The sequence below is a fragment of the Streptacidiphilus sp. ASG 303 genome (assembly GCF_020991365.1).
Classification (GTDB): domain Bacteria; phylum Actinomycetota; class Actinomycetes; order Streptomycetales; family Streptomycetaceae; genus Peterkaempfera.
Window position 1 is genome coordinate 1 of the sequence record NZ_JAJLRA010000011.1, and the last position, 23620, is coordinate 23620.

Below are 23620 nucleotides of genomic sequence, written 5' to 3' on the forward strand. Positions count from 1 at the left end.
GGCGGCTGCACACGATCGAGGGGCGGTCCCATGAAGACCGCCCCTGATGAGACGTTCGCCCACTACACTCACGCGCGCAGGCCTCTGAACAGGCAAAACGTCGAAGTCCTGCTGGAGTACTAGGCGGACCGCCCGGCCGGGACGGCCCGGCGCGGAGCGGGGACCGCCGGTCGCCGGCCCTCCCCGCCGGACGCGTACGGACCGGCCTCGGGGGACGCGCGAACGGACCAGCCCGGATCGCGGCGGCCCGGCGCCCCGCCGATGCTGGGGACGTCGTCGGCACCCCCGGCACGGGTGCCCCCGAGTCCTCCGCGGCCCAGTGCCGTCCGGGGAGTCCCGGAGGGGCGTGGTGCGCATGGTGAGGTTCAGGATGTGGCCGGCCCCCGGGGCCCGGCGGACCGGCCGCGGCGCCCGCCGGTCCGGCCGGCCGGCGGATCCCCGGACGTGGACCGCCGTGGCGGTCGTCGCCGCGCTGGTGTCGTCGTCCGTCGCGGGGGCGCCGGCCCGTCCGGCCGCCGCGCCCGCCGCCGGCGTGCCGGGGCCTCGCGCCGGGGAGGCGGACCTGCTGCTGGACGGGGACTCGTTGACGCTCGGCCAGATGTTCGCGGTCCTGGACGCCTCCCGCGTCTCGGTACGGCTCACCGCAGGGGCGCGCGCGAGGATGCGGCGGAACCGGGCCGGGGCGCTCGGGGCCCTGCGCTCCGGGGCGCGCGTCTACGGCTGGAACCAGGCGCTCGGCCCGCTCAAGGACCGCGAGCTCACCCAGGCCGAGCAGCGCCGTTTCCAGCGCAACATCCTGCTGTCGAACGCGGCGGGCACCGGTGCGCCCTTCCCGCCGCAGGTGGCGCGGCTGGCGCTGGTGCTCCGCGCCAACCAGATGGCGCGCGGCCGGATGGGGGTGCGCCCCCAGCTGGCGGAGCGGCTGCTGGACCTGGTGAACGCCGGGGTCACGCCCGAGATGCCGCAGGTCGGCTCGTTGGGGATCGGCGACCTCCAGCCCATGGCCGAGGCCGGGCTGGTCGCGATCGGCGAGGAGGCGCCCGCCCGGTACCGCGGCGTGGTCGGCCCGGCTTCGCGGGTCCTGCCCAGAGCGGGCCTGGCGCGGTCCTTCACCCTGGAGCAGGGGGAGGCGCTGGCGGTGATCAGCGGCAGCACCGTGGTCGCCGCCGACTTCGTCCACGCCCTCCGGCGGGCCGAGCGGCTCGCCGGCCTGGCCGAGGGCGGCCTGGCGCTGTTCATGGACGCCACGGGGGCCGAGGCCGCCGCCCTGGACGCCCGGACGCACGCCGAGCGCCACATCCCCGGCGAGACCGGTGTCGCGGCCCGGTTGCGGGCCCTCGTGGCGGGCAGCGGCTGGATGACCGACGCCGGGCGCCGTCGGCGCGGGGAGACCCACGACCGGGTGCAGGACGCAGTGTCCGTGCGGGCGGCACCCCACATCCTGGGGGCGCTCCGCGAGGCGCTGGCCGACGACCGCACCGTCCTCGAACGCGAGGCCGGCTCGTCCACGTCCAACCCCCTGGTCTTCCCCGTGCCCGGCGGACCGGACGAGTTCCTGATGGGCGGCAACTACGACGGCGACCTGCTCGCCCACGAGATCGACCGGCTGAACGGCCACATCGCCGACGTCGGCGTGCTGTACGAGCAGCTCTCGGCCCGCCTGCTGTCCCCGGTGTGGAGCTACGGCCTTCCCGCGAGCCTCGCGGGCGGCAAGGTCGGGCTCAACTCCGGCATGGTCCAGGTGCAGACGGTGGCGACCGCGCTGGTGCCCGAGATGCAGGTGAGGGCGTACCCGCCGAGCGTGCTGTCACGCCCGGCGAAGACCGGGCAGGAGGACCACAACACCATGGCCATGGCCTCCGTCCGGGCGCTGCAGGAGAACCTGGACCGCCTGGAGGTCGTCATCGCCGTGGAGATGCTGATGTCCGCGCAGGGCATCGACCTGATCCGCGCGAGGATGGACGGACTCCCCCTGGGGGCGGGGACGGCGCTCCTGTGGCGCGCGATCCGCCGCCGCATCCCTCCCCTGGGGGACGACCGGTGGATGTCCCCGGACCTCGACGCGATGATCCGCCTGGTGGCCGGCGGGGAACTCCTGGACGCCGTCCGCCGGGCCGACGCCGGGAGGCTCCGGCGGACCCCCTGAGGAGCCGCGGCGACCCCTGACGCCCCTCCCCCCGGCCGCCTCCGGAACGCACCGGACGGGCCGGGACCCGCGCGCCTTTCCTGCCCGGCAGGGTCGTCGGCGCCCGCCGGGCCGACGAGCGTCCGCCGAACGGCGACCTCTGCAGGGCCGGGGGCGAACCGGCCGCGCGGGGCCGATGGTTGCGGGGCGGTGGCCACGAGGCAAAAGGTCCCCCCTGTTTCGGTACGGGATTGTTCGAAAGCCGCTCTGCGGGCCGTCGGGGCGCCGGCGATGACGCATGCTGCCTGCCATGGGCACCAGCAGCATCCGTACCGGGGCGGCGGCCGCGGGCATCGGCCCCGGCGACGGGCGCCGCCCCCCGGACGTCCCCGGGGGCCGGTCGGGACCAGGGGTGTCCGCGCCCGGCAGCCGGGCGCGGTACCGGCGCGCGGCCGCGCCGTGCCGCTGCGCCGCCCGCCTCCCGTACGTCACCGACCGCGCCGAGGAAACACCGTGACCGTGGCACCCGGCATCCCCGCAGCCGACGAGGGGACCGCGTCCGGCGTACCGCCGGCCCGGCGGGTCCTCCCCGGGCGGATGCCCGGACGCCTGCGCCCCCGCCTCCCGCGCCTGCGTGCGGCGGTGCGCGACGCGGCACCGGCGCTGCTGGGCTTCGCCGCCGTGCGGGCGGTCGGCGTGGGTGTGCTCCTGGCCTGGGGGCACCGGCGCGGCCGCCCGGCCGTCGGGAGGCTCTCCACGCTGTGGGACGCGAAGTGGTACGCCGACATCGCGGCGCACGGGTACGACCGGGCGATACCCGCGCCCGACGCGCACGGGCACGCCTACACGAACCTGGCGTTCTTCCCCCTGTACCCGTGGCTGATCCGCGTGGTGCGGGCCCTGACGCCGCTGGCCACCGCGCACGCGGCGCTCCTGGTCGCCTGGGCGGCGTCGCTGGCCGCGGCCTGGGGGATCTTCGCGGTGACCGCCGGCCGCCACGGCCGCCGGGCGGGCGCGCTGGCCGCCGTGCTCTGGGGGGTGCTGCCGCACGCCGTGATCGAGAGCGCGGCGTACACGGAGGCGCTCTTCACCGCCCTGGCCGCCTGGTCGCTGCACGCCGTGCTGGCCCGGCACTGGGTGCGGGCCGGTGCGCTCTGCTGCCTGGCGGGGCTCACACGGCCGAGCGCGGTGGCCCTGGTGGCGGCGATCGGGGCCGCGGCGGCCGCCGAACTCGTACGGATCCGCCGGGGGCGGCGCCCGGACGCCGCGGCGGACGGGACGGTGCCCGGGGCGGCGTGGTGGCGGCCGTGCCTGGGGGCGCTGATCGCCCCGCTCGGCTGGCTCGGGTTCGTCGCCTGGGTCGGCGCCAGGCTCGGCCGGTGGGACGGCTACTTCGCCGTCCAGATGCTGTGGGACTCGCACGTCGACTGGGGGCGCTCCACCGCGCACAGCCTCAGGGGGCTCATCGTGCACGCGGCCCCGGTGCCGCTCGGGCGGGTGGTGGTCGTGCTCGTCCTCCTCGCCGCCCTGGTGCTCCTCGCCGTGTCGGTGGCGCAACGCCAGCCGCTCGCCCTGCTCGCGTACGGCGCGGGGGTGATGGCGATCGCCCTGGGGGACGCCGCCTACCTGAGCAGCCGGGCCCGCTTCCTGCTCCCCGCCTTCCCCCTGCTGCTCCCTCTGGCGACCGGCCTGGCCCGGGTCCGCTCCCGGAGCACCCGGGCCATCCTGGTCTGCTCGGCGGCCCTGCTCTCGGCCGCCTACGGCGGCTACCTCGTGTACGCCTCCCGCCTCACCCTCTGAGGCCGCCCGGCCGGTGCCCCGGAGCAGCGGTCCTCGGCGGCCGGGGCCCGGGCCCGCGCCCGGACCTCCTCGGGTCTCCCCCGCCGAGGGGGCGGGCACCTGCCGGCGGGGACGGGCCCCGGTGCGGCCGGCGGTGCGGCGGGGCTGCCGCGGTGCGGTCGGGGAGTCCGTGCGGCGGTGCCGTGCCCCCACGTCCGGTCGGGACCGACCGCCGGAGACCCGGCCGCGACCGGACGTGCGGGCGGGAGAGGCGCCCCGCGGGCGGCCGCTACGGGCTGACGGCGAGGAAGGCGGTGGTGCGGACGGTGTCGTCGCACTCCGCGATGTCGCTCCCGTCCTCCATGCCGAGCTGCAGCCTGCCGCCCGCGACGCCCAGCACGAGCGACGGGGCGGTGCGCGGGGTCGCGCCGGAGGGGCAGTAGCCGTCCCCCTCCCCCAGGACCTGGTGGAAGGTGAGCCGGACCCAGGCCCGGCCGCCGACGGCCAGCAGGACCGGCCGGGCCGTGCCCTCGGGGGTGGCTCTCAGCGGCCGGTTGCGCTGCGGCGCCCCCTGGCCGGCCAGGGCCACGAGGGCGGGGAAGCCCTTCAGGACGCACGGCCCGGGCCCCTTGTTGACGAGGGGGACCCGCGCCGACCAGGTGCCCTTCGGGGTGCCCGACGTGAGCCGCCGGGCTGCGGGGGCGGTGAGCCGGTCGTACCGGCAGGGGCCGGGCGCGGTGCCCGCGGGCGGTGCGGGGGCGGACGGGTCCAGGACCTGCCGGACGGCCCTCGGGGACGGGCCCGGTGCCGGTCCGGCGGGGCCGCCGCAGCCCGCGAGGAGCGTCCCCGCCGCCGCCGCGAGCACCGCGGCCGCCCTGCCCCTCGACGCACAGCTCATGGCCCGTCCTCCTGGTCCTCATCGCCGGACGGTGCCGGCCGACGGCCGCGGGACGGCGTGGCAGCCGCAGCCGCGGGCGGCGGCCGCCCGTCCCCTCACACCGTGCCCGGGGAGGGGCGGGTCCGCCTGCCGGGCGGGCCGTACGGACGAGGTCCGGCGCGGCCGCCGGCGTCTCAGCCGGCGGCGGACGGGGCCGGGAGAGCCCGGACGGCGGCGGCCATGGCGGCGGCGGTGTGGCCCGGGGCGACGCCCTCGAAGAGGATCACGTCGCCGCTGATGTGGTCGGTCCGCAGCGGGAGGATCTCCTGGTAGGCGGGGGACGCGTACCAGGCGCGGGCGGCGGCGAGGTCGGGGAACTCGATGACCACGACCGTCCCGGGCCACTCCCCCTCCAGGACCTCGACGTCGGGGCCGTGGACGAGGAAGCGGCCGGAGAAGGGGGCGAGGGTGGCGTCGACGCGGTCCAGGTAGTCGAGGACGTCGGGCTCGCGGGGGCTGGGATTGCGGAGGTGGGCGAGGGCGTAGGCGGTCACGGTGCCTCCTGGTCGTGGAACGTGCCGGACGGACTGTCCCGATCATGCCGTCCGGACCGGGGGGCGTCCACGGCCTTTCGGGTCATCGACGGGCGGGCCGGGGTCCGGTACCGGCCGGGCGGCGCCGCGGGCGGCGGACGCCGCCGGACGGGAGGTGACGGCAGGTCAGGAGAGGCGCGCGGCGGGTGTTCCGGTGACGTCCCACAGGTGGTGGACGGGGTCGTGCAGGAGGTAGCGGGCGAAGGACTCCACGGTGAAGGAGGCGCCGTCGCTGCGGTCGCCGGTGCGCTGCCACCGGTCGCCGGCGACGCGGTCGAAGGCGGCGGCGAGGGACTCCGCGGCGGCGGCGAGGTCGGCGGCGACCGCGGCGGGGTCCTGCTCGCCGTAGCGCTCGGCCTCGGCGGTGGCGTCCTGGTCCCAGTTCGGGAAGAGCGGCCGCTCCCGGGTGAGCATCAGGTCGAGGCGGACGGCGAAGAGGCGGAAGACGTCCCGGACGTGGCAGGCGTACTCCAGGGGCGACCACGTGCCGGGGTCCGGGCGGCGGCGCAGCTCTCCGCCGTCGGCGGAGCCGGCGGCCAGGAGGCCGGTCCAGGCGGCGGCGTTGGCGCGGAGGAGGCCGGCGACGGCCTCGCGGGGGACGGAGGAGGCGTCGAGGCCGCAGTCGGGGCAGGGGCGGCTCAGGACCCAGGTCCAGTCCTTGGTGTCGGGCGTGATCATGGTTCGAGGATGGCGGGGCGGCGGGGCCGGCTCCAGGGGCGGGACGGCCAGGTTGCGGGGAGTTCCTGCCATCGGCCGTCCATCCGCCCGTGCGCCCGCCTGCCCGCCCGTGCGCCCGCCTGCCCGTGCGCCCGTCCCCCGGCGCCCGCGGGCGGGGTCAGGGCAGGAGGCCCGCCCGGATGCGCTCCTTGACGGCGGGCCACTCGGGGGCGAGCAGCGAGTGGACGACGGTGTCGCGCCAGGTGCCGTCGAGACGGCGGACATGGCGGCGCAGCGGCCCCTCGCGCAGGCCCCCGATGCGGGCCAGGACGCCCTGGGCGGTGTAGTCCTGGTGGTCGGTCTGCCACTGCACGCGGCCGAAGCCGAGGACCTCGAAGGCGTGGTAGAGCAGGAGGAGGTGGGCCTCGACGTCGAGGGCGGTCCCGCGGTAGGGGCGGGCGACCCAGTTCCAGCCGATGCCGAGGCGCTCGTCGGGCACGGAGATGTCGAGGTAGGCGGTCCAGCCGACGGGCCGGAAGGTGCCGCGGGGGACCACGGCGAAGAGCACGGCCTCGCCGGCCGCCTGCTGGGCGAGGCGCTGCTCGACGACGCGGTGCATCTCCGCCTCGGAGCGGGGGGTGAGGGCGGGGAGCCAGCGCCACACCTCGTCGTCGTTGCCGCCGGCCAGGTGCAGGTCGGGCACGTGCGCCGGGACGAGCGGCTCCAGCCGCAGGTTGCGGCCGTCCAGGACGACGGGGGCGGGCGGTTGCGAGGCCATGGGTCGCACGTTAGTCCGGGTTCCGCCGGTCCGGGCGGTTTCCGCGGGGGCCGGTCCGCGCCCGGGAGGGCCGCCGTGCGCGGGGGCCGGACCGGGGCGTGCACGGGCGGGTCCCGGGCCGGGCGGGGCTCAGAGCGAGCTGCCGGCCTTCCAGTCCGCCCAGGAGAGGTTCCAGCCGTTGAGGCCGTTGGCGGGCGCGACGGTGCGGTCCCCGGAGTGGACCACCTCGACCACGTCGCCGACCATCGAGCTGCCGTAGAACTCGGCGCCGGGGGTGTTCGGGTCCCTGCCGCCCTTGGTGTCGCGCAGGCCGATGCAGCCGTGGCTGACGTTCTCGTGGCCGAAGACGGAGGGCGGGGACCAGTAGTTGCCGTGGATGAAGGTGCCGGAGGTGGTGAGCCGCTGCGCGTGGGGGACGTCGGGGATGTCGTACTCGCCGCCGAGGCCGACGGTGCGGGAGTTCATCCGGGTCTGCGGGTACCGCTCGGAGATCACCATCACCCCCTCCCAGGTGGGGTGCTGCGGGCTGCCGCCGGTGACCTCGTAGACCGCGCTCGTCCGTCCGTCGCGGCGGACGGTCATCCGCCCGGTGGCGAGGTCGACGGTGCTGACCTGGCTGCGGCCGATGGTGAAGTGCACGTCCTTGGACTGGACCCCGTACACGCCCTTCGCGCCCCGGACGTCCCTGAGCCGCAGCCGCAGGGTGATGCGGGTGCCGGCCGCCCAGTAGTGCCGGGGGCGGAAGTCGAGCCGGGTGGCGTCGAACCAGTGGCCGACGACCTCCACCGGCGGGTCGGCCTCCACGGTGACGGCCTGCTGCACGGCCCTGCGGTCGGTGATCGGCGTGTTGAAGACGATCGAGACCGGCATGCCGACGCCCGAGACGGAGCCGTCCTCGGGGGTGAAGAACCCCACGAAGGTGTGGTCGGGCGCCTTGGTGGTGAAGGAGGTGTTGGACACCGCCTGCAGCTTCGCGGCGTCGACGGCGGTCGCCGACACGGTGTAGCGGGTGGAGATGTGCAGGGGGCCGGTGGACCGCCAGCGGGTGGAGCCGGCCTCCAGGGTGCCCGCCACCTGCCGGTCGGCCTCGTCGGCGACCCGGACGGAGGTGAGGCGGCCGCCGGAGGCGGTGACGGTGACGCCCTGCTCGGAGTCGGCGTTGCGGGTGCCGTCCGGCGGGTCGACGGCGATCCGGGCGGTGGAGACCCTGGGGGTGCTGCTGCTCGGGGAGGCGGACGGGGTCCCGGCGGGGGCGGCGGAACCCCGGGGGGAGCCGGCCGAGCCGGAGGCGCCGGGGCTCTGCCCGCCCTTGGCCCCGTCGGAGCCGTTGCTGCACGCGGCGGCCAGGGCGGCGGGGGCCACCGCGAGGCCGGCCAGGACGCTGCGGCGCGTCCAGTCGCGGGGGGCTGGCGGGGCGGCGGGCGGGAGCGGGCCCGCGGCGGCGGGCGGCCCGTCCGGCGGGGCCGCGCCGGGCGGAGCCGTGTCCGGCGGGCGGGCGGGGCGGTCCGGGGGACGTCCGGCGTCCGGCGGCTGCGGGGGTTCCGGACGCCGCGGGGTTTCCGGGGGCTGCCTGTCGGGTGCCGTCACGTCGCCGTCTCCCTTGCTGCTCCTCGCGCCTGCCGCTCCTCGCGCGTGCTGCCGGTGGTGGGGGGCGTACCGTCCAACATATGCCCGTCGGGGAGGCCCCGCCGGGCGGGGCCCCCCCGACGGGAGGGGTCACTCGGGGACGGGAGGGGTCACTCCCGGGCGGCTCCGTCGCCGGTGTCGTAGAGGTCCCAGTCCTCGTTCTCGGGCTCGAACTCGGTGTGCGCGGACTCCCAGGTGGCCTGGGCGAGCTCCACACCGGGGACCTCGCCGAGCAGCTGCAGCGGGTCCACGAAGTGGGCGAGCGAACCGGACGGGTCCAGCTCGATGGCCTCCACCGCCTGGGCCCGCTCGTCGTCGTCCATGTACGTGTCGTGCTTCACCTGCTCCAGCGCGGCGGCCTTGAGGGCGGCCTCGTCGGTGATCTCGGCGACGAGTTCGATGTGCAGGCGGACGTAGCGGGGCTCGCCGCCGTCCTTGGTGTCGGTGCTGGTCATGCCTGCGAGCGTAGGGCAGCGGGGGCTCCCGGCGCGGTACCGGCCCCGGCGGGCGCTACCCAAGCGGAGCCCCGCTCACTACGATCGTCCGGACGGCCCCGCCGGAGGAGCCCCCCGCAGCGGGGTCCCGGCCGGGTCCGGTGCGTGGACCGGGTACGGCACGAGGAGGTCCGGTGGGCAAGCGGAAGGCGGCCCAGCGCAGCCCGCTGGCGATCACGGCGGCCGCGGCCGGCGGCGCGGCGGCGCTCGCGCTGGTCCTGGGCCCGGTGGCGTCGGCCGCGTCCGCGGACGCCTCGGCGGAGGTGGCGGCCGCCCGGCAGGGCAGGGCCTCGGTGGCGGCGGCGCAGGCGGCGGAGCGGTCCCCCGCGGTGCGGTCGGCGGCGCGCACGGCGCGGGCGCAGGCGGCGGCCGGGGTGCGGCTGGCCGACACGGGCGGCGTGGACACCACCCCCTACCTGCTCGGCGGGACGGCGTTCCTGGGGATCGGGGCCGGGCTGCTGGTGGCGGCGCGGCGCAGGGGGACGCCGGTACAGGCGGGCTGACGCGGGGCCCGTCCGCGGCCGTCCACGGAGCCGGACGCCGGTCCGGTTGCAGGACCGGATGCAGGTCCGTGCGGCGGACCGTACGGCGGTGGCCGCGGCGGGGCTCCCGCGCGGCGGGGCCGGGTGCGGGAGCGGACGGATTCCGGTTCCGGCACGACGGCCCGGGAGGACCACGGCACCGGCGCACCACCGCACCGGAACACCACGACGCGCATCGGCGCGCCCCGGCGCCCGGCGGCGCACACGGCGAGGGCCGGTCCTGGATACCAGGACCGGCCCTGCCGTCTCCGTATCGCTCCCCCACCCGGGAGCACGGAGTGCGCGCCTTGCGGCGCGAGGGGTGCCGCAGGGGCCGCCGCACCCTGGTGGCCGGTCGGGGCCACCAGGGGCGGGACGACGGCGCCCCCTGCGGACGGGACGCGGCCGGCCGGGTCAGGGCCGACCGACGCGTCCTCCTGGTGGCCTCGGAGCCGGGGAGCCGCTCCCGGTTTCCGCTGCCACCACGTTCGGCGTCTTGCCGTGACCCCTACGATGCCGGTCCCGTGTTAAGCCCGTGCTGCGCGGACGTGACACCGGTGTACCACTTCGGCGGCGGACGGGTGAGCCCCGCGCGGGCACGGGGGTGCGCCGCGCGGGGCGGGCGGGCCGTCCGGGGCCCGGGGCGCCCGCAGGACGGGCCCGGGGCGCCCGCAGGACGGGCCCGGGGCACCCGCGGGACGGGTCAGTGCGTCCGCTGGGCCAGGAAGGACAGCAGGTCCTGGCGGGTGACGATGCCCTGCGGCTTGCCGTCGACCAGCACCACCACGGCGTCGGCCCGCTCCAGCACCCCCATCAGGCGGGTGACGGACTCGCCGGAGCCGACCACGGGCAGCGGCGCCGACATGTGCTTGTCCAGCGGGTCGTCGAGCTGCACGCGCCGCGCGAAGAGGCCGTCCAGCAGCTCCCGCTCGACGACGGAGCCGATGACCTCGCCCGCCATGACGTCGGGGTGGCCGGCGCCGGGCGAGACGACGGGCATCTGGGAGACGCCGTACTCGCGCAGCACGTGGACGGCCTCCCCGACGGTCTCGCCCGGGTGCATGTGGACGAACTGCGGGATGCCGCCGTGCTCGACGGCGTCCTTGCGGCCGAGCACGTCGCCGACGGTGGCCTCGTCGGTGGGCGAGGAGAGGAAGCCGTAGTCCGCCATCCATTCGTCGTTGAAGATCTTCGAGAGGTATCCCCGGCCGCCGTCCGGCAGCAGCACGACGACGACGTCGTCCGGTCCGGCCTTGCGGGCGACCTCCAGCGCGGCGACCACGGCCATGCCGCAGGAGCCGCCGACGAGCAGGCCCTCCTCCTTGGCGAGGCGGCGGGTCATCTGGAAGGAGTCCTTGTCGGAGACGGCCACGATCCCGTCGGCCACCGTGCGGTCGTAGGCGGTGGGCCAGAAGTCCTCGCCGACGCCCTCGACCAGGTACGGGCGGCCGGTGCCGCCGGAGTAGACGGAGCCCTCGGGGTCGGCGCCGATGACCTGGACCCGGCCCTCGGAGACGTCCTTGAGGTAGCGGCCGGTGCCGGAGATGGTGCCGCCGGTGCCGACGCCCGCGACGAAGTGGGTGATCCGGCCGTCGGTCTGCTTCCACAGCTCGGGGCCGGTGGAGTGGTAGTGGGAGGCCGGGTTCTCCGGGTTGGAGTACTGGTCGGGCTTCCACGCGCCGGGGGTCTCGCGGACCAGGCGGTCGGAGACGTTGTAGTAGGAGTCGGGGTGCTCGGGGGCGACCGCGGTCGGGCAGACCACGACCTCGGCGCCGTACGCCCGCAGCGTGTTGATCTTGTCGGTGGAGACCTTGTCCGGGCAGACGAAGATGCAGCGGTAGCCCTTCTGCTGCGCCACGATCGCCAGGCCGACGCCGGTGTTGCCGGAGGTGGGCTCCACGATGGTGCCGCCCGGCTTGAGCGCCCCGGACTTCTCGGCGGCCTCGATCATCCGCATCGCGATGCGGTCCTTCACCGAGCCGCCGGGGTTGAAGTACTCCACCTTGGCGAGGACGGTGGCCTCGATCCCCTCGGTGACCTTGTTGAGCTTCACCAGGGGCGTGTCGCCGACCAGCTCGATGATCGAATCGTGGTACCGCACGGGGGTCCTCCCGAGAACGTGGAACAGGTGCGCACGGATGAGTGCCGCAGGAGTGTCTGTACCGGTCAGGGTAGAGGCCCGGGCCCCGGTGCGCGGATGCCCGGCCCGCCGGGGCGGTGATCGTGCACGGTCGGACGGGCGGTAGGCGGCGGGGGCCCCTGGGTATGGAGGCTCTGAGAGGCGGTCCCGCCACGAGCGGGGCCGCGGAGCAGGGCCCCGGACCGCGGGGCCCGCTGGATCGGGCTCCCATGAGTCGGGAACGGACCGGGTGAGGGGGTCGCGGATGTCGCGGGCACGGGTGGCGCGCCGGATCGCGGCGGCCGCCGCGTACGGCGGCGGAGGCATCGGGCTGCTCGGGGTCGGCGTCCTGGGGCTGCTGGTCACCGAGGCCAAGTTCGCGGAGCGCGCGGTGGGCGCGCTGGGGAGCGAGCCGCCCCGGGCGGACGGGGTGTACGGGGGCGCCTTCGCCGACGGCCCGCAGGCCGCGGCGCCGCCGCTGGTGCTGGCGTTCCTGGGCGACTCGACGGCGGCCGGGCTCGGGGTGCTGCGCGGGCACGAGACGCCGGGCGCGCTGCTGGCCGCCGGGCTGGCGTCGGTCGCCGAGCGGCGGGTGCGGCTGGTGAACGCCGCGCTGTCCGGGGCCCGCTCCGCCGACCTGGACCACCAGGTGGACCTGGTGCTGGAGGCCGTCCCGGACGTGGCCGTGGTCATCGTGGGCGCCAACGACGTCACCCACCGGGTGCCGGCGGTGGAGTCGGTGCGGCTGCTGGGCGACGCGGTGCGGCGGCTGCGGTCGGCGGGCTGCGAGGTCGTCGTGGGCACCTGCCCGGACCTCGGGACCATCGAGCCGGTGCGCCCGCCGCTGCGCTGGGTGGCGCGGCGGCTGAGCCGGCAGCTGGCGGCCGCGCAGACCATCGCGGTCGTGGAGGCGGGCGGGCGGACCGTGTCGCTGGGGTCGCTGCTGGGCCCGGAGTTCGCCATGCGCCGGGAGCTGTTCGCCGCCGACCGCTACCACCCGTCGGCGCAGGGGTACGGCACCGCCGCGATGGCCGTGCTGCCGTCGCTCTGCGCGGCCCTGGGCCTGTGGCCGGAGGACCGGCCGGACGCGGCCCGCGGGGAGGCCGTGCTGCCGGTGGCGGTGGCAGCCGCCGAGGCCGCCGGGCGGTCCGGCACGGAGGTCGCGGCGGCCGCGCCGGGCGGCTCCCCGGGCCGCTGGGCGCTGGTCCGGTACCGGCGGCGGCGCAGGCTGCCCGCAGTGGGGGACGGGGAGCCGGGGTCCGGCGGGGGCGGGGAGCCCGGGTCCGGCGGGGGCGGCGGCGCCCGCCGCGAGGGGTCCGGCGGGGGGAGCGGGGGAACGGCCGGGGAACGGCCCGGGGAGCAGTCCGGGGGAACGTCGTCCAGCTCACACGCAGCCCTGGGTGACGGCCGCGGTACTAAGCGGTAGCTTACGGCCGTAGCCGCCCACCCGTACGTCGAGGAGTCACCGTGCCCGAAGCCGTCATCGTCAGCGCCGCCCGTTCGCCGATCGGCCGGGCCTTCAAGGGCTCGCTCAAGGACGTCCGCCCGGACGACCTCACCGCCCACGTCATCCGCGCCGCCCTCGACAAGGTGCCCCAGCTCGACCCGCGCGAGATCGACGACCTGATGCTGGGCTGCGGACTGCCCGGCGGCGAGCAGGGCCACAACCTCGGCCGCATCGTCGCCGTGCAGATGGGCATGGACCACCTGCCCGGCTGCACGATCACCCGGTACTGCTCCTCCTCGCTGCAGACCACCCGCATGGCGCTGCACGCCATCAGGGCCGGCGAGGGCGACGTCTTCATCTCGGCCGGCGTCGAGACCGTCTCGCGCAGCGTCAAGGGCACCTCGGACGGCATGCCCGGCACCGAGAACCCGGTCTTCGACGAGGCGAAGGCCCGCACCGCGAAGCGCGCCGCCGAGGGCGGCGACGAGTGGCACGACCCGCGCGAGGACGGCCTGCTGCCCGACGCCTACATCGCGATGGGCCAGACCGCCGAGAACCTGGCCCGGCTCAAGGGGATCACCCGTGCCGAGCAGGACGAGTTCGGCGTGCGCTCGCAGAACCTCGCCGAGAAGGCGATCAAGGACGGCTTCTGGGCCCGCGAGATCACCCCGGTCACCACGCCCGACGGCACCGTGGTCTCCACCGACGACGGCCCGCGCGCCGGCGTCACCCTGGAGGGCGTCTCCGGCCTCAAGCCCGTCTTCCGCCCCGACGGCACCGTCACGGCCGGCAACTGCTGCCCGCTGAACGACGGCGCCGCCGCGCTGGTCGTCATGTCCGACACGAAGGCGCGCGAGCTGGGCATCACCCCGCTGGCCCGGGTGGTCTCCACCGGGGTCTCCGGCCTCTCCCCCGAGATCATGGGCTATGGCCCGGTCGAGGCCTCCCGGCAGGCCCTGCAGCGGGCCGGCCTCACCATCGGCGACATCGACCTGGTCGAGATCAACGAGGCCTTCGCCGCCCAGGTGATCCCCTCCTACCGCGACCTGGGGATCGACCTGGACCGCCTCAACGTCAACGGCGGCGCCATCGCCGTCGGACACCCGTTCGGCATGACCGGCGCCCGCATCACCACCACGCTGATCAACTCGCTGCAGTGGCACGACAAGCAGTTCGGCCTGGAGACCATGTGCGTGGGCGGCGGGCAGGGCATGGCGATGGTGATCGAGCGGCTGAGCTGAGCTGAGCCGGGCCGGGCCGGGCCGCGGCGGAGGGCGGGGCCGCCGGCCGAGGGACCGGGGGAGGCGGCAGCCTCCCGCGGCGGGGGCGGGCCCCGGTCGCGGCACGGTGGCCGGAATCACCCGTTCGGAGTGACCCTTCGTGTTTGAGGGCCGGATCACATGGAGAAGGTGATCCGGCCCTCCGCACACCCCCGGAGGGCCCCGCGGTCGACGGTCCGCAACCGGTCGACTCCCCCGCGTATACCACGCCCACCTGCACCGACGTGGGCAAGGTCACAGCTCACTCACGAAGGGGGCCCCTTCCCCTGACGCCGCGCGCGGACATACGGCACTGTGGGGGTGATCCCCCGTTCAGCTCCGCGCAAGGAGTACGTTCCGTGAACGCCGTGTACACCGTTCTTCTGCTGCTCCTGCTCGTCCTCACGGCAGGGGTGCTGGTCCACGTGCGCGGGCTGTCGCGCCGCCTGGAGGCGGCTGCGGCCACGGCCCCGGACGACGCGGCGATACGCCGGGCGGTCGCCGCCGCCCTGGCCGAGGACCGCGAGCGGGAGGTCGCGGAGGCGCGCGCGTTCTGGGCGGAGCAGGAGGCCCGGTCGGCGGAGGACGCCCCGCTCTTCGACACCCCGTTCGACGGCGCCGACCCGGTGGACGGCTGGCCGCTGTACTTCCCCCGGCCCACCGGCCCGCAGGAGGCCGCGGAGAGCGCCGAGGACTTCCCGCGCCCGGCGGGCGGGCGGATGGACCCGGAGTTCACGGACGCGCTGCGCACGGCCCTGGAGGAGCTGATCGCCGAGGGCAACGGGCTGCGGTCCGGCCACCCGGTGCAGGGCGGCGCCGGGTCCCCGGCCGTCCAGGCCGACAACGGGGTGCAGGCCGACGTGGAGGTGCAGGCGGGGCCGGCCGCCGGCCCCGACCCCCGCCGCCACCCCTCCCACCCGGACTTCGTACCGGCCCAGGCGCCGTCCCGGGAGTGGACGGACTCCACCCTCAACCGCCTCGCCGACGACGGCACGGCCCTCACCGACGTCCGCCCCGGCCCGCTGGGCACCCTGGACGTGTACGCCTTCGCCGACGGCACCACGCTGTGCGTCGCCCCGGGCGACCGGGAGGCGGCGGAGCGGCTGATCGAGGCGGTCCGCTGCGGCGACGCGGTGCGGCTGCTCGGCGGCTCGCGCTTCTCCGGCTCCTACTCGCTGACCTTCGCCACCGGCGAGGGCACGGTGTACGTGCTCGCCGACCGGGTGGTCGCCAGCCTCTGACCCGCGGGCCCGCCGAGGCCCTCCCGGCCCTCCCGGGGCCGGGCCCGCCGCCTACCCGCCCACCAGCTCCGCCACGGCGCCCACCGCCGCGACCGCGTCCGCGAGGACCGCGTCCGCCGCGGACCGGACGCCGTCGCGCGTGGCGACGGGGGCGTCCGGCGCCAGCGGCGCCAGCGCCGCGGCGAGGTCGTGGCCGGCCACGGCGAGCTGGTCGCCGGCGGCGAAGGGGCCCGCGTCCGGCATCCCCCCCGGGGCGCCGCCGGGGGCCGCCGCGCCCTCCACCGCGAGGGCGTCCGCGGCGAGCCGGCGGGCGAGGGCGAGGGCGGCCGCCGCGCGGGAGGGGTGGCCGGGCACGGGGGCGGTGAGCCTGCTCTGCGGCATCGAGCGGAAGCGGTCGGCCAGGCGGTCGACGGCGGTGAGCAGCGGGGCGGGATCGGGCATGGGGCGAGCGTATCCGGGCGCGGACGGGTGACCGTGCGACCGGCAGGCGTCAACGGGGTGGAGGGTGGGTAAGGAGGCGGCAACGAGGACCGACCGCCCCCACCTCGCACCGCCCCCGTGGCGGGTGTTGCCAACGGTTACGACCTCAGGCACGGTGGGAGGACGGACCGCTCAACCGGAGGCGCCCATGTCCCTGATGTACTCCGCAGCGACCCACCAGAACCTCCTCTCCAGGATCCCGGCCGTCACCGGCCGCGAGATCAGCGACTGGCTCAAGGCCGTCGACGACGGGCCCGGCCTCACGCGGTGCGAGGAGAAGATCGACTGGCTCCGCCGCGAGTACGACATCTCGTACGGCTACGCCAAGGCCATCGTGCACGAGCACGACCTGCGGAGGGCCGCGCGCAAGCTCGCCTGAGCGGCGCCCCCGTCCGAGTCCCGACCCCCCTCCGACCCACCCTCCCCCATACGCCCGAGGGCCCGGGAGCCGACGGCTCCCAGGCCCTCCGAGGTGTCCGGCACCGCCCGGACCCCGCGACGGGGTCCGGGGCCGGGGCGGATCAGTCGTCTCCGCGCAGGATGGCGATCAGGCGCAGCATCTCCAGGTAGATCCAGACCAGCGAGAGGGTCAGGCCGAAGGCGGCCCGCCACGCCTCGCGCTCCGGGGCGCCGCCCCGGACGCCCTGCTCGATCTCGTGGAAGTCCAGCGAGAGGAAGAAGGCGCCGAGGCAGATGCCGAGGACGCCCACCAGGATGCCCACGGGACCGGAGCGCAGGCCCAGGTCGGCGCCGAAGAGGGCGGCGACCACGTTGACCACCAGCAGCAGGACGAAGCCCATGGCGACGGCCAGGCCGATCCGCTGGTAGCGGGCGGTCACCCGGATGCGTCCGGAGCGGTAGGCCACGAGCATGCCGGCGAAGACCGCCGCGGTGCCCAGCACGGCCTGGACGGCGATGCCGGAGAAGTAGACGTCGAGCGCCTTGCTGATCGCGCCGAGGAAGACGCCCTCCAGCGCCGCGTAGGCCAGCACCAGGGCGGGGCTGACGGTGCGGCGGAAGCTCACGACCATGGCGACGGCGAAGGCCGCCAGGGCGGCGACCATGGGGATGCCGAAGGCGCCCGCCGGGACGGCGAACCAGGCGAGGGCGCCGCCCGCCACCAGGGTCAGCAGCGTCATGGCGGTGCGGGCGACCACGTCGTCCATGGTCATCCGGCCGGTGTCGAGCGGTCCGGCCGCGGGCGCGCCGTACATCTGCTGCAGCTGCTCGGCGGAGAGGGGCTGCTGGTCGTACGGGTTGTTCGCGTACGGGCCGCCCGCCTGCGGGGCGGCGGCGTACGGGCCGCCCGCGTAGGGGCCGCCGGGCGGCGGGGACTGCGGCGCGTGCGGCCCGGCGGACTGCGACGGACCGAACCCCGCGTAACCGGTGTCGCGGGTGAAGGCTCCCTGCCGCGAGAAGACCGGGTTGCTGCTCCTCATGTGCTTCCTCCCGGGGCCGCACGGTGCAGCCCTCACGCCAATGGTAATGCCCGGGTAAAGGAAAGCCATGCGTCCCGGGGCGCGCCGACCGGAGCCGCGGGCGGCGGCAGCGGGGGAACGGCGGCACCGGCGGGGCGGAAGGCACCGCGGGGCGGGGCGGCGGGGCGGCGGGCGGAGCTGCGGGGACGGCGGGGCGGACGGCGCCGCGGCGGCCGGGCCGGGGGGTCCGGCGGAGGGGGAGTGCCCGGAGCCGGATTCGAACCGGCACGGCCTCACGGCCAAGCAGTTTTAAGCTGCCCGTGTCTGCATTCCACCATCCGGGCGCGCACCCCACTCCCCCTCGCGGGGTCAGCCCCGAGCCTAGTGGCGGACGGCACGGCCTGCATGCCCCAGGCCGGGGAAGTTGTCTTGTTTTCATGTGATCTGACGCATCATGAGGTTCTCTTGAGCCTCCCTTGACCCGGAGACCGCCCGTCCGCCGTCTCAGGGGCCCCGTCATACCCCGGGAGGAGACGGCGTCCTCCCCGTACGACCCGCGGCGGTACGCCCAACCGTCCGCCGGGCCGACGGTCCGCCGCCACCGCGTGGCCGAGCATGGAGTGACCCCGCAGACCCGGCCCCCAGGAGCCCCCGTGACCACGACCGCCGACCCCGTCCTCACCGGCCGCGCCGCCGCCCGCGCCACCGACCTCAGCAAGGTGTACGGCGAGGGCGAGACCCGCGTCGTCGCCCTGGACCGGGTGAGCGTGGAGTTCCGCCGCGGCGAGTTCACCGCGATCATGGGCCCCTCCGGCTCGGGCAAGTCCACGCTGATGCACTGCATGGCCGGGCTGGACACGGTGAGCTCGGGCTCCGCCACCATCGGCGCCACCGAGCTGGTCGGACTGAAGGACAAGGAGCTGACCCGGCTGCGCCGCGACCACGTCGGCTTCGTCTTCCAGTCCTTCAACCTGCTGCCCACGCTCACCGCCCTGGAGAACATCACCCTCCCCATGGACATCGCCGGCCGGAAGGCCGACCGGGAGTGGCTGGACCGGGTCATCGCCACGGTCGGCCTGTCCGGGCGGCTCTCCCACCGCCCCGCCCAGCTCTCCGGCGGCCAGCAGCAGCGGGTGGCCTGCGCCCGCGCCCTGGCCGGGCGGCCCGAGATCGTCTTCGCCGACGAGCCGACCGGCAACCTGGACTCCCGGTCCGGCGCGGAGATCCTCTCCTTCCTGCGGAACTCGGTGCGCGAACTGGGCCAGACCGTGGTCATGGTGACGCACGACCCGGTCGCCGCCTCCTACGCGGACCGGGTCGTCTTCCTCGCCGACGGCCGGATCGTCGACGAGCTGCACGGCCCCACGGCCGACGGGGTGCTCGACCGCATGCGGCGGTTCGACGCCAAGGGCCGCACCAGCTGACCGGACGCCACCCCGGCCGAGCACGCGCCCGGCCCCCGCGTCCCGGGCCCGCACCTCCGCACGCCCGCACCCCCGCACCCCCGGGCCGCGCCGCCGACCGGCGCGGCGGCCCCCGCCATCCGTTCCGCACCGATCCCAGGACACCCCACCCATGTTCCGCACCGCCCTGCGCAACGTCCTCGCGCACAAGGCCCGGCTGCTGATGACGACGCTCGCCGTCCTCCTCGGCACCGCCTTCGTCGCCGGCACCCTGGTCTTCACCGACACCCTCGGCGAGGCCCTGAAGAACAGCTCCGCCCGGTCCTTCTCCGACATCTCCGTCGCCGTCACCGACCCGGCCGCCGACGCCTACGCGGGCGCCGCGCAGCGCAACCGCCGCGGCCCCGCCCTCACCGAGGACGTCCTGCGCCGGATCTCCGCGGCCGACGGTGTCGCCGGGGCCCGCGGCGTCGTGACCGGCTTCGCCGGCGTCGCCGACCGCGCGGGCGCGCTGATCGGCGACGGCTGGTCCACCACCGGCACCAACTTCGCCCCCGGCGCGGGCGGACGCGACCCGCGCTACCCGATGGCCGAGGGCCGCGGCCCGTCCGGGCCGGGCGAGGCCGCCCTGGACGCGGCGACCGCCGCCAAGGGCGGCCTCCGGGTCGGCGACACCGTGCGGGTGGCCGTCAACGGCCCGGTGATGCGGCTGCGGCTGACCGGCGTCTTCCGCACGGACGACCCCCGGGTCTCCTCCGGCGGCTCCCTCGTCCTCTTCGACACCCCCACCGCCCAGCGGCTCTACCTCACCCCCGGCCGGTACAGCGAGATCGACGCCGCCGCCGCGCCCGGCACCTCCGAGACGGCGCTGCTCGGGCGGATCGAGGGACTGCTGCCGAAGGGCGGCGCGCTGAAGGCCGAGACCGGGCGCCGGCTCGCCGACGACCAGGCCGCGCAGATCGCCCGCGCCACCGACAACCTGTCCACCGCCCTGCTGGCCTTCGCCGGGATCGCCCTCTTCGTCGGCGTCTTCCTCATCGCCAACACCTTCACCATGCTGGTCGCCCAGCGCACCCGGGAGCTGGCGCTGCTGCGGGCGGTCGGCGCGAGCCGCCGCCAGGTGACCCGTTCCGTGCTGGCCGAGGCCCTCGCCGTGGGCGTCGCCGCCTCGCTGGGGGGCCTGGCCGCGGGCGTCGGCATCGCGGTCGGCATGCGGGCGGTCATGGGCGCGACGGGCGTGGACCTGCCGGACGGCCCGCTGGTCGTCACCCCGTCCACGGTGCTGGTCTCGCTGGCCGTCGGCACCCTGGTGACCGTGCTCGCCGCCTGGCTGCCGGCGCGCCGCGCCGCGACGATCCCGCCGGTCGCGGCGATGAGCAGCGCCGAGCTGCCCGCCTCGCAGCGGAGCCTGCGGGTGCGGAACTCCCTCGGTGCGGCCCTGGCCGTGCTGGGCGCCGCCGCCGTCGTGTACGGGGCGTCCACGGGCGGCAGCGCCGGCCGGATGCCGGTCGCCGTCGGCGCCGTCCTCGTCCTGGTGGGCGTCTTCGTCCTCACCCCGCTGCTCTCCCGGCCGGTGATCGCGCTGGCGGGCCCGCTGCTGGGCGGCGCCTTCGGCGTCTCCGGGCGGCTCGCCCGGCGGAACGCGGTGCGCAACCCGCGCCGCACCGCCGCCACCGCCTCCGCGCTCACCGTCGGCGTGACCCTGATCAGTGCGCTGTCGGTGATCGGCGCCTCGGTGGGCGCGGCGGTGGACCGGGCCGTCACCGACGGCATGAAGGCCGACTACATGGTCTCGATGGCCAACTACGCCTCGCTCTCCCCCGAGGTCGCCCGCGGGATCGCGAAGGTGCCGGGCGTCTCCGCGGTCAGCCCCGTGGAGTCCGTCCCCCTGCGCCTGGGCGGCCGCAGCCAGGAGGTCTCCGGCGTGGACGCCGCGGCCCTGGGCGAGCTGGTCGAGGTGCGGATGCGGAGCGGCTCCGCCGGGGCCCTGGCGCAGGGCCGGCTGCTGGTGCGGGCCGACGTGGCACGGGAGCGGGGCTGGCGCACCGGCTCGGCGGTGCGGGCGGCGTACCCCGACGGAAGCCGGGCCCGGCTGGTGGTCGGCGGCGTCTTCGAGGAGAACGCCCTGCTCTCGGAGGCGGTCCTCGCCGGCCGGGTGCTCGACCCGCACGTGCGGCAGCCCTACGTCAGGCAGGTCCTGGTGAAGGGCGCGGACGGGGCGGGCCCCGCCCTGCAGCGCGCCCTGCGGGACGCCACCGGCGACAACCCGCTGATCAAGGTGGAGGACCGGGACGGCGTCCGCGCCTCCTTCAGCGGGAAGATCGGCTTCCTGCTGAACCTGCTGTACGGGCTGCTGGCCATGGCCGTGCTGATCGCCGTGCTCGGCGTGGTCAACACCCTGGCGATGTCGGTCTTCGAGCGCCGCCGCGAGATCGGGATGCTGCGCGCGGTGGGCCTGGACCGGTCCGGGGTGAAGCGGATGGTGCGGCTGGAGTCGCTGGTGATCTCGCTCTTCGGCGCGGTGCTGGGCATCGGCCTCGGCACCTTCCTCGCCTGGGCGGTCAACGGGACCCTGAGGGCGGAGCTGGACGGGCTGACCACCGTCGTCCCGCCGGCCACGGTGGGGTACCTGCTGGCGGGCGCCGCGGTGATCGGCCTGCTGGCCGCCCTCTGGCCGGCCCGCCGCGCCTCCCGGCTCGACGTGCTGGAGTCGATCAAGGCCGCGTGACGGCGGCACCCCCCTCGCGGGGCGGCAACGCGCAGGCCCCCCGGTCGACGGATGTCGACCGGGGGGCCTGCGTCACACCTGCGATGCGCGGTGCGGCTCCGCCCGGCACCGGGGCCGGCTGAGCACCACGGAGGTCGTGGTCCGGCGACGCTGCCGGGCGGAGGGCCTCCGGACTACCGCGAGGTCAGGACGCCTTCTCGGCGAGGGCCTTCTCGCTGCGGGGGGCGGGGACGGGGGCGGCCGCCTCGAAGAACGCCTCGCGCGGCTTCTCCATCTCGGAGAGGCCAACGGTCTCGCGCTTGAGGAACATCGCCAGCGTCCAGTCGGTGAAGACCCGGACCTTGCGGTTCATGGTCGGCACCCGGCTGCCGTGGTACAGGCGGTGGAACCACCAGGCCGGACGGCCCTTCAGCTTGTACTTGCCGAAGAGGATCGCCACGCCCTTGTGCAGGCCGAGGCCGGCGACCGCACCGAGGTTCTTGTGCTTGTACTCGGCCTGCGGGAAGCCGCGCATGCCGGACACGACGTTGTCGCCGAGGACGAGCGCCTGGCGGACGGCGTGCTGGGCGTTCGGCGGGCACCAGGCGCCCTCGCCGACCGCGAGGTCCGGCACCTGGGCGTTGTCGCCGGCGGCCCAGACGTAGTCGAAGCCCTTGACCTGGAGGGTGGGGGCGGTGTCGACGTGGCCGCGCGGGCCCAGCGGCAGGCCGAACGCGGAGAGCACCGGGTTGGGCTTGACGCCGGCGGTCCACACGATGGTGGAGGCGTCGACCTCGACGCCGTTCTTCAGCACGACGTGCTTGTCGACGCACGACTCCATGGAGGTCTCCAGGAAGACCTCGATGCCGCGCTCCTCGAGCTTCTCCTTGGTCCAGACGCCGAGGTCCGGGCCCATCTCGGGGAGGATGCGGTTGGCCGCCTCGACGAGGATGAAGCGCATGTCCTCGCGGCTGACGGTGTTGTAGATCTTCGCCGCGTCGCGGGCCATGTCCTCGACCTCGGCGATGGTCTCGACGCCGGCGAAGCCGCCGCCGACGAAGACGAAGGTGAGGGCCTGGCGGCGGACGTCCTTGTCCGTGGTCGACTCGGCCTTGTCGAGCTGCGCCATCACGTGGTTGCGCAGGCCGATGGCCTCCTCCACGGTCTTCATGCCGATGCCGTGCTCGGCCAGACCGGGGATCGGGAAGGTGCGGGAGACCGAGCCGGCCGCCACCACCAGGTAGTCGAAGGGCAGCTCGTACGCGTCGCCGGCCAGCGGGGTGACCGTGGCGACCTTGCGGCCGTGGTCGATCCCGGTGACGTGACCGGTCAGCACCTCGGCCTTCTTCAGGACGCGGCGCAGCGGCGCGACGAGGTTGCGGGGGGCGACGTTGCCGCCCGCGGCCTCCGGGAGGAAGGGCAGGTACGTCATGTACGACCGCGGGTCGACGACCGTGACGGTCGCCTCGCCGTAGCGCATCTTCTTGAGGATGCGCATCGCGGCATACAGGCCGACGTAACCACCGCCGACGATGAGGATGCGAGGACGCTCCGTGGTGCTCATATCGGAAAGTATCCAGCACGCCCCGAGGGGCCCCTCGTGAGCCCGGTCACACACCCCTGGACACGGTGTGCTATATTTCGCGGCCCTCTCTCCGGGGCCGCCCGGACGCCCGGGAGGGGCGCCGGCCGTCCGCGCGGGGGCCCCGGCGGAGCGGCGGCGGGACCACGGCCGTGAGCAGCAACGATCGCCGGAGGCGTACGGTTCCCGGCCCCGCCTTTCGAAACTGCGCGCGAATCCGCGGCCGCGCCTGCGATCCCCACGCCGAGGCGTCCGGACGCCTTCGTCCCACATGGCGGACAGCGCGCCCCGGAAGGAGGCACGCGGGCCAGGAACTCCATGTGAAGAAATTCACGAAGTTCGTCGCGGCGCTCCGCCGCCAGACGCCGGACGGGCCCTTCCGGAGGGCCGGAGCGCCCTTCCCGGGGGCCCGGACGGCCCCGCCGCTACCCCGCCGCTACCCCGCCGCGACCCCGCGGCGGCACCGCGCGGGGCCGCCGCGGACCCTCGGGACAGAGCGGCGCGGAGGCGCCCC

The 23620-nt window shown here is 76.3% G+C and carries 20 protein-coding genes and 1 tRNA gene; 10 read left to right on the forward strand and 11 right to left on the reverse strand.

The features are described 5' to 3' along the window. Nucleotides 1–454: 454 nt before the first annotated feature. The 3 genes from hutH to LO771_RS16080 all read left to right on the forward strand — a co-directional run bounded on the left by hutH (nucleotide 455) and on the right by LO771_RS16080 (nucleotide 3925). Entirely contained in the window at nucleotides 455–2146 is a 1692-nt protein-coding gene (hutH, locus tag LO771_RS16070) for a histidine ammonia-lyase (RefSeq protein ID WP_230652962.1), read from the forward strand. Nucleotides 2147–2435: 289 nt separating this feature from the next. Then, nucleotides 2436–2642, forward strand: a complete 207-nt coding sequence (locus tag LO771_RS16075; RefSeq protein WP_230652964.1) for a hypothetical protein — start codon at nucleotides 2436–2438, stop codon at nucleotides 2640–2642. Beyond that, the gene (locus LO771_RS16080; RefSeq protein ID WP_230652966.1) at nucleotides 2639–3925 is read left to right on the forward strand and encodes a hypothetical protein; all 1287 of its coding nucleotides are present in this window, start codon (nucleotides 2639–2641) and stop codon (nucleotides 3923–3925) included. The genes LO771_RS16075 and LO771_RS16080 overlap by 4 nt, the downstream gene beginning before the upstream one ends. A gap of 268 nt (nucleotides 3926–4193) precedes the next feature. Here the strand turns inward: LO771_RS16080 and LO771_RS16085 are convergent, their stop codons facing one another. The 6 genes from LO771_RS16085 to LO771_RS16110 all read right to left on the reverse strand — a co-directional run bounded on the left by LO771_RS16085 (nucleotide 4194) and on the right by LO771_RS16110 (nucleotide 8890). After that, on the reverse strand, nucleotides 4194–4802 hold the full coding sequence (locus tag LO771_RS16085) for a DUF4232 domain-containing protein (protein ID WP_304944822.1): 609 nt from the start codon (nucleotides 4800–4802) through the stop codon (nucleotides 4194–4196). A gap of 173 nt (nucleotides 4803–4975) precedes the next feature. Further along, the gene (locus LO771_RS16090) at nucleotides 4976–5335 is read right to left on the reverse strand and encodes a DUF1330 domain-containing protein (protein ID WP_230652968.1); all 360 of its coding nucleotides are present in this window, start codon (nucleotides 5333–5335) and stop codon (nucleotides 4976–4978) included. Between the two features lie 165 nt (nucleotides 5336–5500). Further along, nucleotides 5501–6052: a DinB family protein gene (locus tag LO771_RS16095; RefSeq protein WP_230652970.1), complete on the reverse strand. Its 552-nt coding sequence runs from the start codon at nucleotides 6050–6052 to the stop codon at nucleotides 5501–5503. Between the two features lie 157 nt (nucleotides 6053–6209). After that, on the reverse strand, nucleotides 6210–6809 hold the full coding sequence (locus LO771_RS16100) for a GNAT family N-acetyltransferase (RefSeq protein WP_230652972.1): 600 nt from the start codon (nucleotides 6807–6809) through the stop codon (nucleotides 6210–6212). A 129-nt stretch (nucleotides 6810–6938) separates the two neighbouring features. Then, nucleotides 6939–8186, reverse strand: coding sequence for an Ig-like domain-containing protein (locus LO771_RS16105; protein WP_255744454.1), 1248 nt, complete (start codon nucleotides 8184–8186; stop codon nucleotides 6939–6941). Nucleotides 8187–8545: 359 nt separating this feature from the next. Further along, a complete protein-coding gene (locus LO771_RS16110; RefSeq protein ID WP_230652973.1) occupies nucleotides 8546–8890 on the reverse strand; it encodes a hypothetical protein in 345 nt (114 codons plus the stop codon). 173 nt (nucleotides 8891–9063) lie between these two features. Here LO771_RS16110 and LO771_RS16115 point away from each other — a divergent pair, with 173 nt between their 5' ends. Further along, nucleotides 9064–9432, forward strand: a complete 369-nt coding sequence (locus LO771_RS16115; RefSeq protein ID WP_230652975.1) for an LPXTG cell wall anchor domain-containing protein — start codon at nucleotides 9064–9066, stop codon at nucleotides 9430–9432. Between the two features lie 721 nt (nucleotides 9433–10153). Here LO771_RS16115 and LO771_RS16120 read toward each other — a convergent pair. Continuing rightward, on the reverse strand, nucleotides 10154–11551 hold the full coding sequence (locus LO771_RS16120; RefSeq protein ID WP_230652977.1) for a cystathionine beta-synthase: 1398 nt from the start codon (nucleotides 11549–11551) through the stop codon (nucleotides 10154–10156). Between the two features lie 283 nt (nucleotides 11552–11834). Between LO771_RS16120 and LO771_RS16125 the strand changes: the two genes are divergently transcribed. The 3 genes from LO771_RS16125 (at nucleotide 11835) to LO771_RS16135 (ending at nucleotide 15516) form a co-directional block, all read left to right on the forward strand. Further along, the gene (locus LO771_RS16125) at nucleotides 11835–12995 is read left to right on the forward strand and encodes an SGNH/GDSL hydrolase family protein (protein WP_230652979.1); all 1161 of its coding nucleotides are present in this window, start codon (nucleotides 11835–11837) and stop codon (nucleotides 12993–12995) included. 41 nt (nucleotides 12996–13036) lie between these two features. Further along, nucleotides 13037–14257 carry an acetyl-CoA C-acetyltransferase gene (locus LO771_RS16130; RefSeq protein WP_230652981.1) on the forward strand — a complete coding sequence of 407 codons (1221 nt, stop codon included), beginning with the start codon at nucleotides 13037–13039 and terminating at the stop codon, nucleotides 14255–14257. Nucleotides 14258–14634: 377 nt separating this feature from the next. Next, the gene (locus LO771_RS16135; RefSeq protein ID WP_308188922.1) at nucleotides 14635–15516 is read left to right on the forward strand and encodes a hypothetical protein; all 882 of its coding nucleotides are present in this window, start codon (nucleotides 14635–14637) and stop codon (nucleotides 15514–15516) included. Between the two features lie 51 nt (nucleotides 15517–15567). Here LO771_RS16135 and LO771_RS16140 read toward each other — a convergent pair whose 3' ends face one another. After that, nucleotides 15568–15957 carry a hypothetical protein gene (locus LO771_RS16140; RefSeq protein ID WP_230652983.1) on the reverse strand — a complete coding sequence of 130 codons (390 nt, stop codon included), beginning with the start codon at nucleotides 15955–15957 and terminating at the stop codon, nucleotides 15568–15570. A 187-nt stretch (nucleotides 15958–16144) separates the two neighbouring features. Between LO771_RS16140 and LO771_RS16145 the strand changes: the two genes are divergently transcribed. After that, entirely contained in the window at nucleotides 16145–16375 is a 231-nt protein-coding gene (locus LO771_RS16145) for a DUF4287 domain-containing protein (RefSeq protein ID WP_055585760.1), read from the forward strand. Nucleotides 16376–16517: 142 nt separating this feature from the next. Here LO771_RS16145 and LO771_RS16150 read toward each other — a convergent pair whose 3' ends face one another. Both LO771_RS16150 and LO771_RS16155 read right to left on the reverse strand, forming a co-directional pair. Then, a complete protein-coding gene (locus LO771_RS16150) occupies nucleotides 16518–17435 on the reverse strand; it encodes a Bax inhibitor-1/YccA family protein (protein WP_230652985.1) in 918 nt (305 codons plus the stop codon). 241 nt (nucleotides 17436–17676) lie between these two features. After that, nucleotides 17677–17758, reverse strand: a tRNA-Leu gene (locus tag LO771_RS16155). A 309-nt stretch (nucleotides 17759–18067) separates the two neighbouring features. On the opposite strand from LO771_RS16155, the gene LO771_RS16160 reads away from it, so the two are divergent. Continuing rightward, nucleotides 18068–18838 carry an ABC transporter ATP-binding protein gene (locus LO771_RS16160; RefSeq protein ID WP_230652987.1) on the forward strand — a complete coding sequence of 257 codons (771 nt, stop codon included), beginning with the start codon at nucleotides 18068–18070 and terminating at the stop codon, nucleotides 18836–18838. Nucleotides 18839–18989: 151 nt separating this feature from the next. Then, complete coding sequence (locus tag LO771_RS16165; RefSeq protein ID WP_230652989.1) at nucleotides 18990–21545, forward strand: ABC transporter permease; 2556 nt, start codon at nucleotides 18990–18992, stop codon at nucleotides 21543–21545. A gap of 184 nt (nucleotides 21546–21729) precedes the next feature. Here the strand turns inward: LO771_RS16165 and LO771_RS16170 are convergent, their stop codons facing one another. Then, the gene (locus LO771_RS16170) at nucleotides 21730–23088 is read right to left on the reverse strand and encodes an NAD(P)/FAD-dependent oxidoreductase (RefSeq protein WP_230652991.1); all 1359 of its coding nucleotides are present in this window, start codon (nucleotides 23086–23088) and stop codon (nucleotides 21730–21732) included. Between the last annotated feature and the right edge of the window lie 532 nt (nucleotides 23089–23620).

Excerpts from the sequence above, each read along its gene's own strand:
- LO771_RS16075 (WP_230652964.1), top strand. The coding sequence starts at position 2,436 with ATGGGCACCAGCAGCATCCGTACCGGGGCGGCGGCCGCGGGCATCGGC.
- LO771_RS16095 (WP_230652970.1), bottom strand. The coding sequence starts at position 6,052 with ATGATCACGCCCGACACCAAGGACTGGACCTGGGTCCTGAGCCGCCCC.
- LO771_RS16125 (WP_230652979.1), top strand. The coding sequence starts at position 11,835 with ATGTCGCGGGCACGGGTGGCGCGCCGGATCGCGGCGGCCGCCGCGTAC.
- LO771_RS16165 (WP_230652989.1), top strand. The coding sequence starts at position 18,990 with ATGTTCCGCACCGCCCTGCGCAACGTCCTCGCGCACAAGGCCCGGCTG.
- LO771_RS16145 (WP_055585760.1), top strand. The coding sequence starts at position 16,145 with ATGTCCCTGATGTACTCCGCAGCGACCCACCAGAACCTCCTCTCCAGG.
- LO771_RS16110 (WP_230652973.1), bottom strand. The coding sequence starts at position 8,890 with ATGACCAGCACCGACACCAAGGACGGCGGCGAGCCCCGCTACGTCCGC.
- LO771_RS16100 (WP_230652972.1), bottom strand. The coding sequence starts at position 6,809 with ATGGCCTCGCAACCGCCCGCCCCCGTCGTCCTGGACGGCCGCAACCTG.
- LO771_RS16150 (WP_230652985.1), bottom strand. The coding sequence starts at position 17,435 with ATGAGGAGCAGCAACCCGGTCTTCTCGCGGCAGGGAGCCTTCACCCGC.
- LO771_RS16170 (WP_230652991.1), bottom strand. The coding sequence starts at position 23,088 with ATGAGCACCACGGAGCGTCCTCGCATCCTCATCGTCGGCGGTGGTTAC.
- LO771_RS16140 (WP_230652983.1), bottom strand. The coding sequence starts at position 15,957 with ATGCCCGATCCCGCCCCGCTGCTCACCGCCGTCGACCGCCTGGCCGAC.
- LO771_RS16085 (WP_304944822.1), bottom strand. The coding sequence starts at position 4,802 with ATGAGCTGTGCGTCGAGGGGCAGGGCGGCCGCGGTGCTCGCGGCGGCG.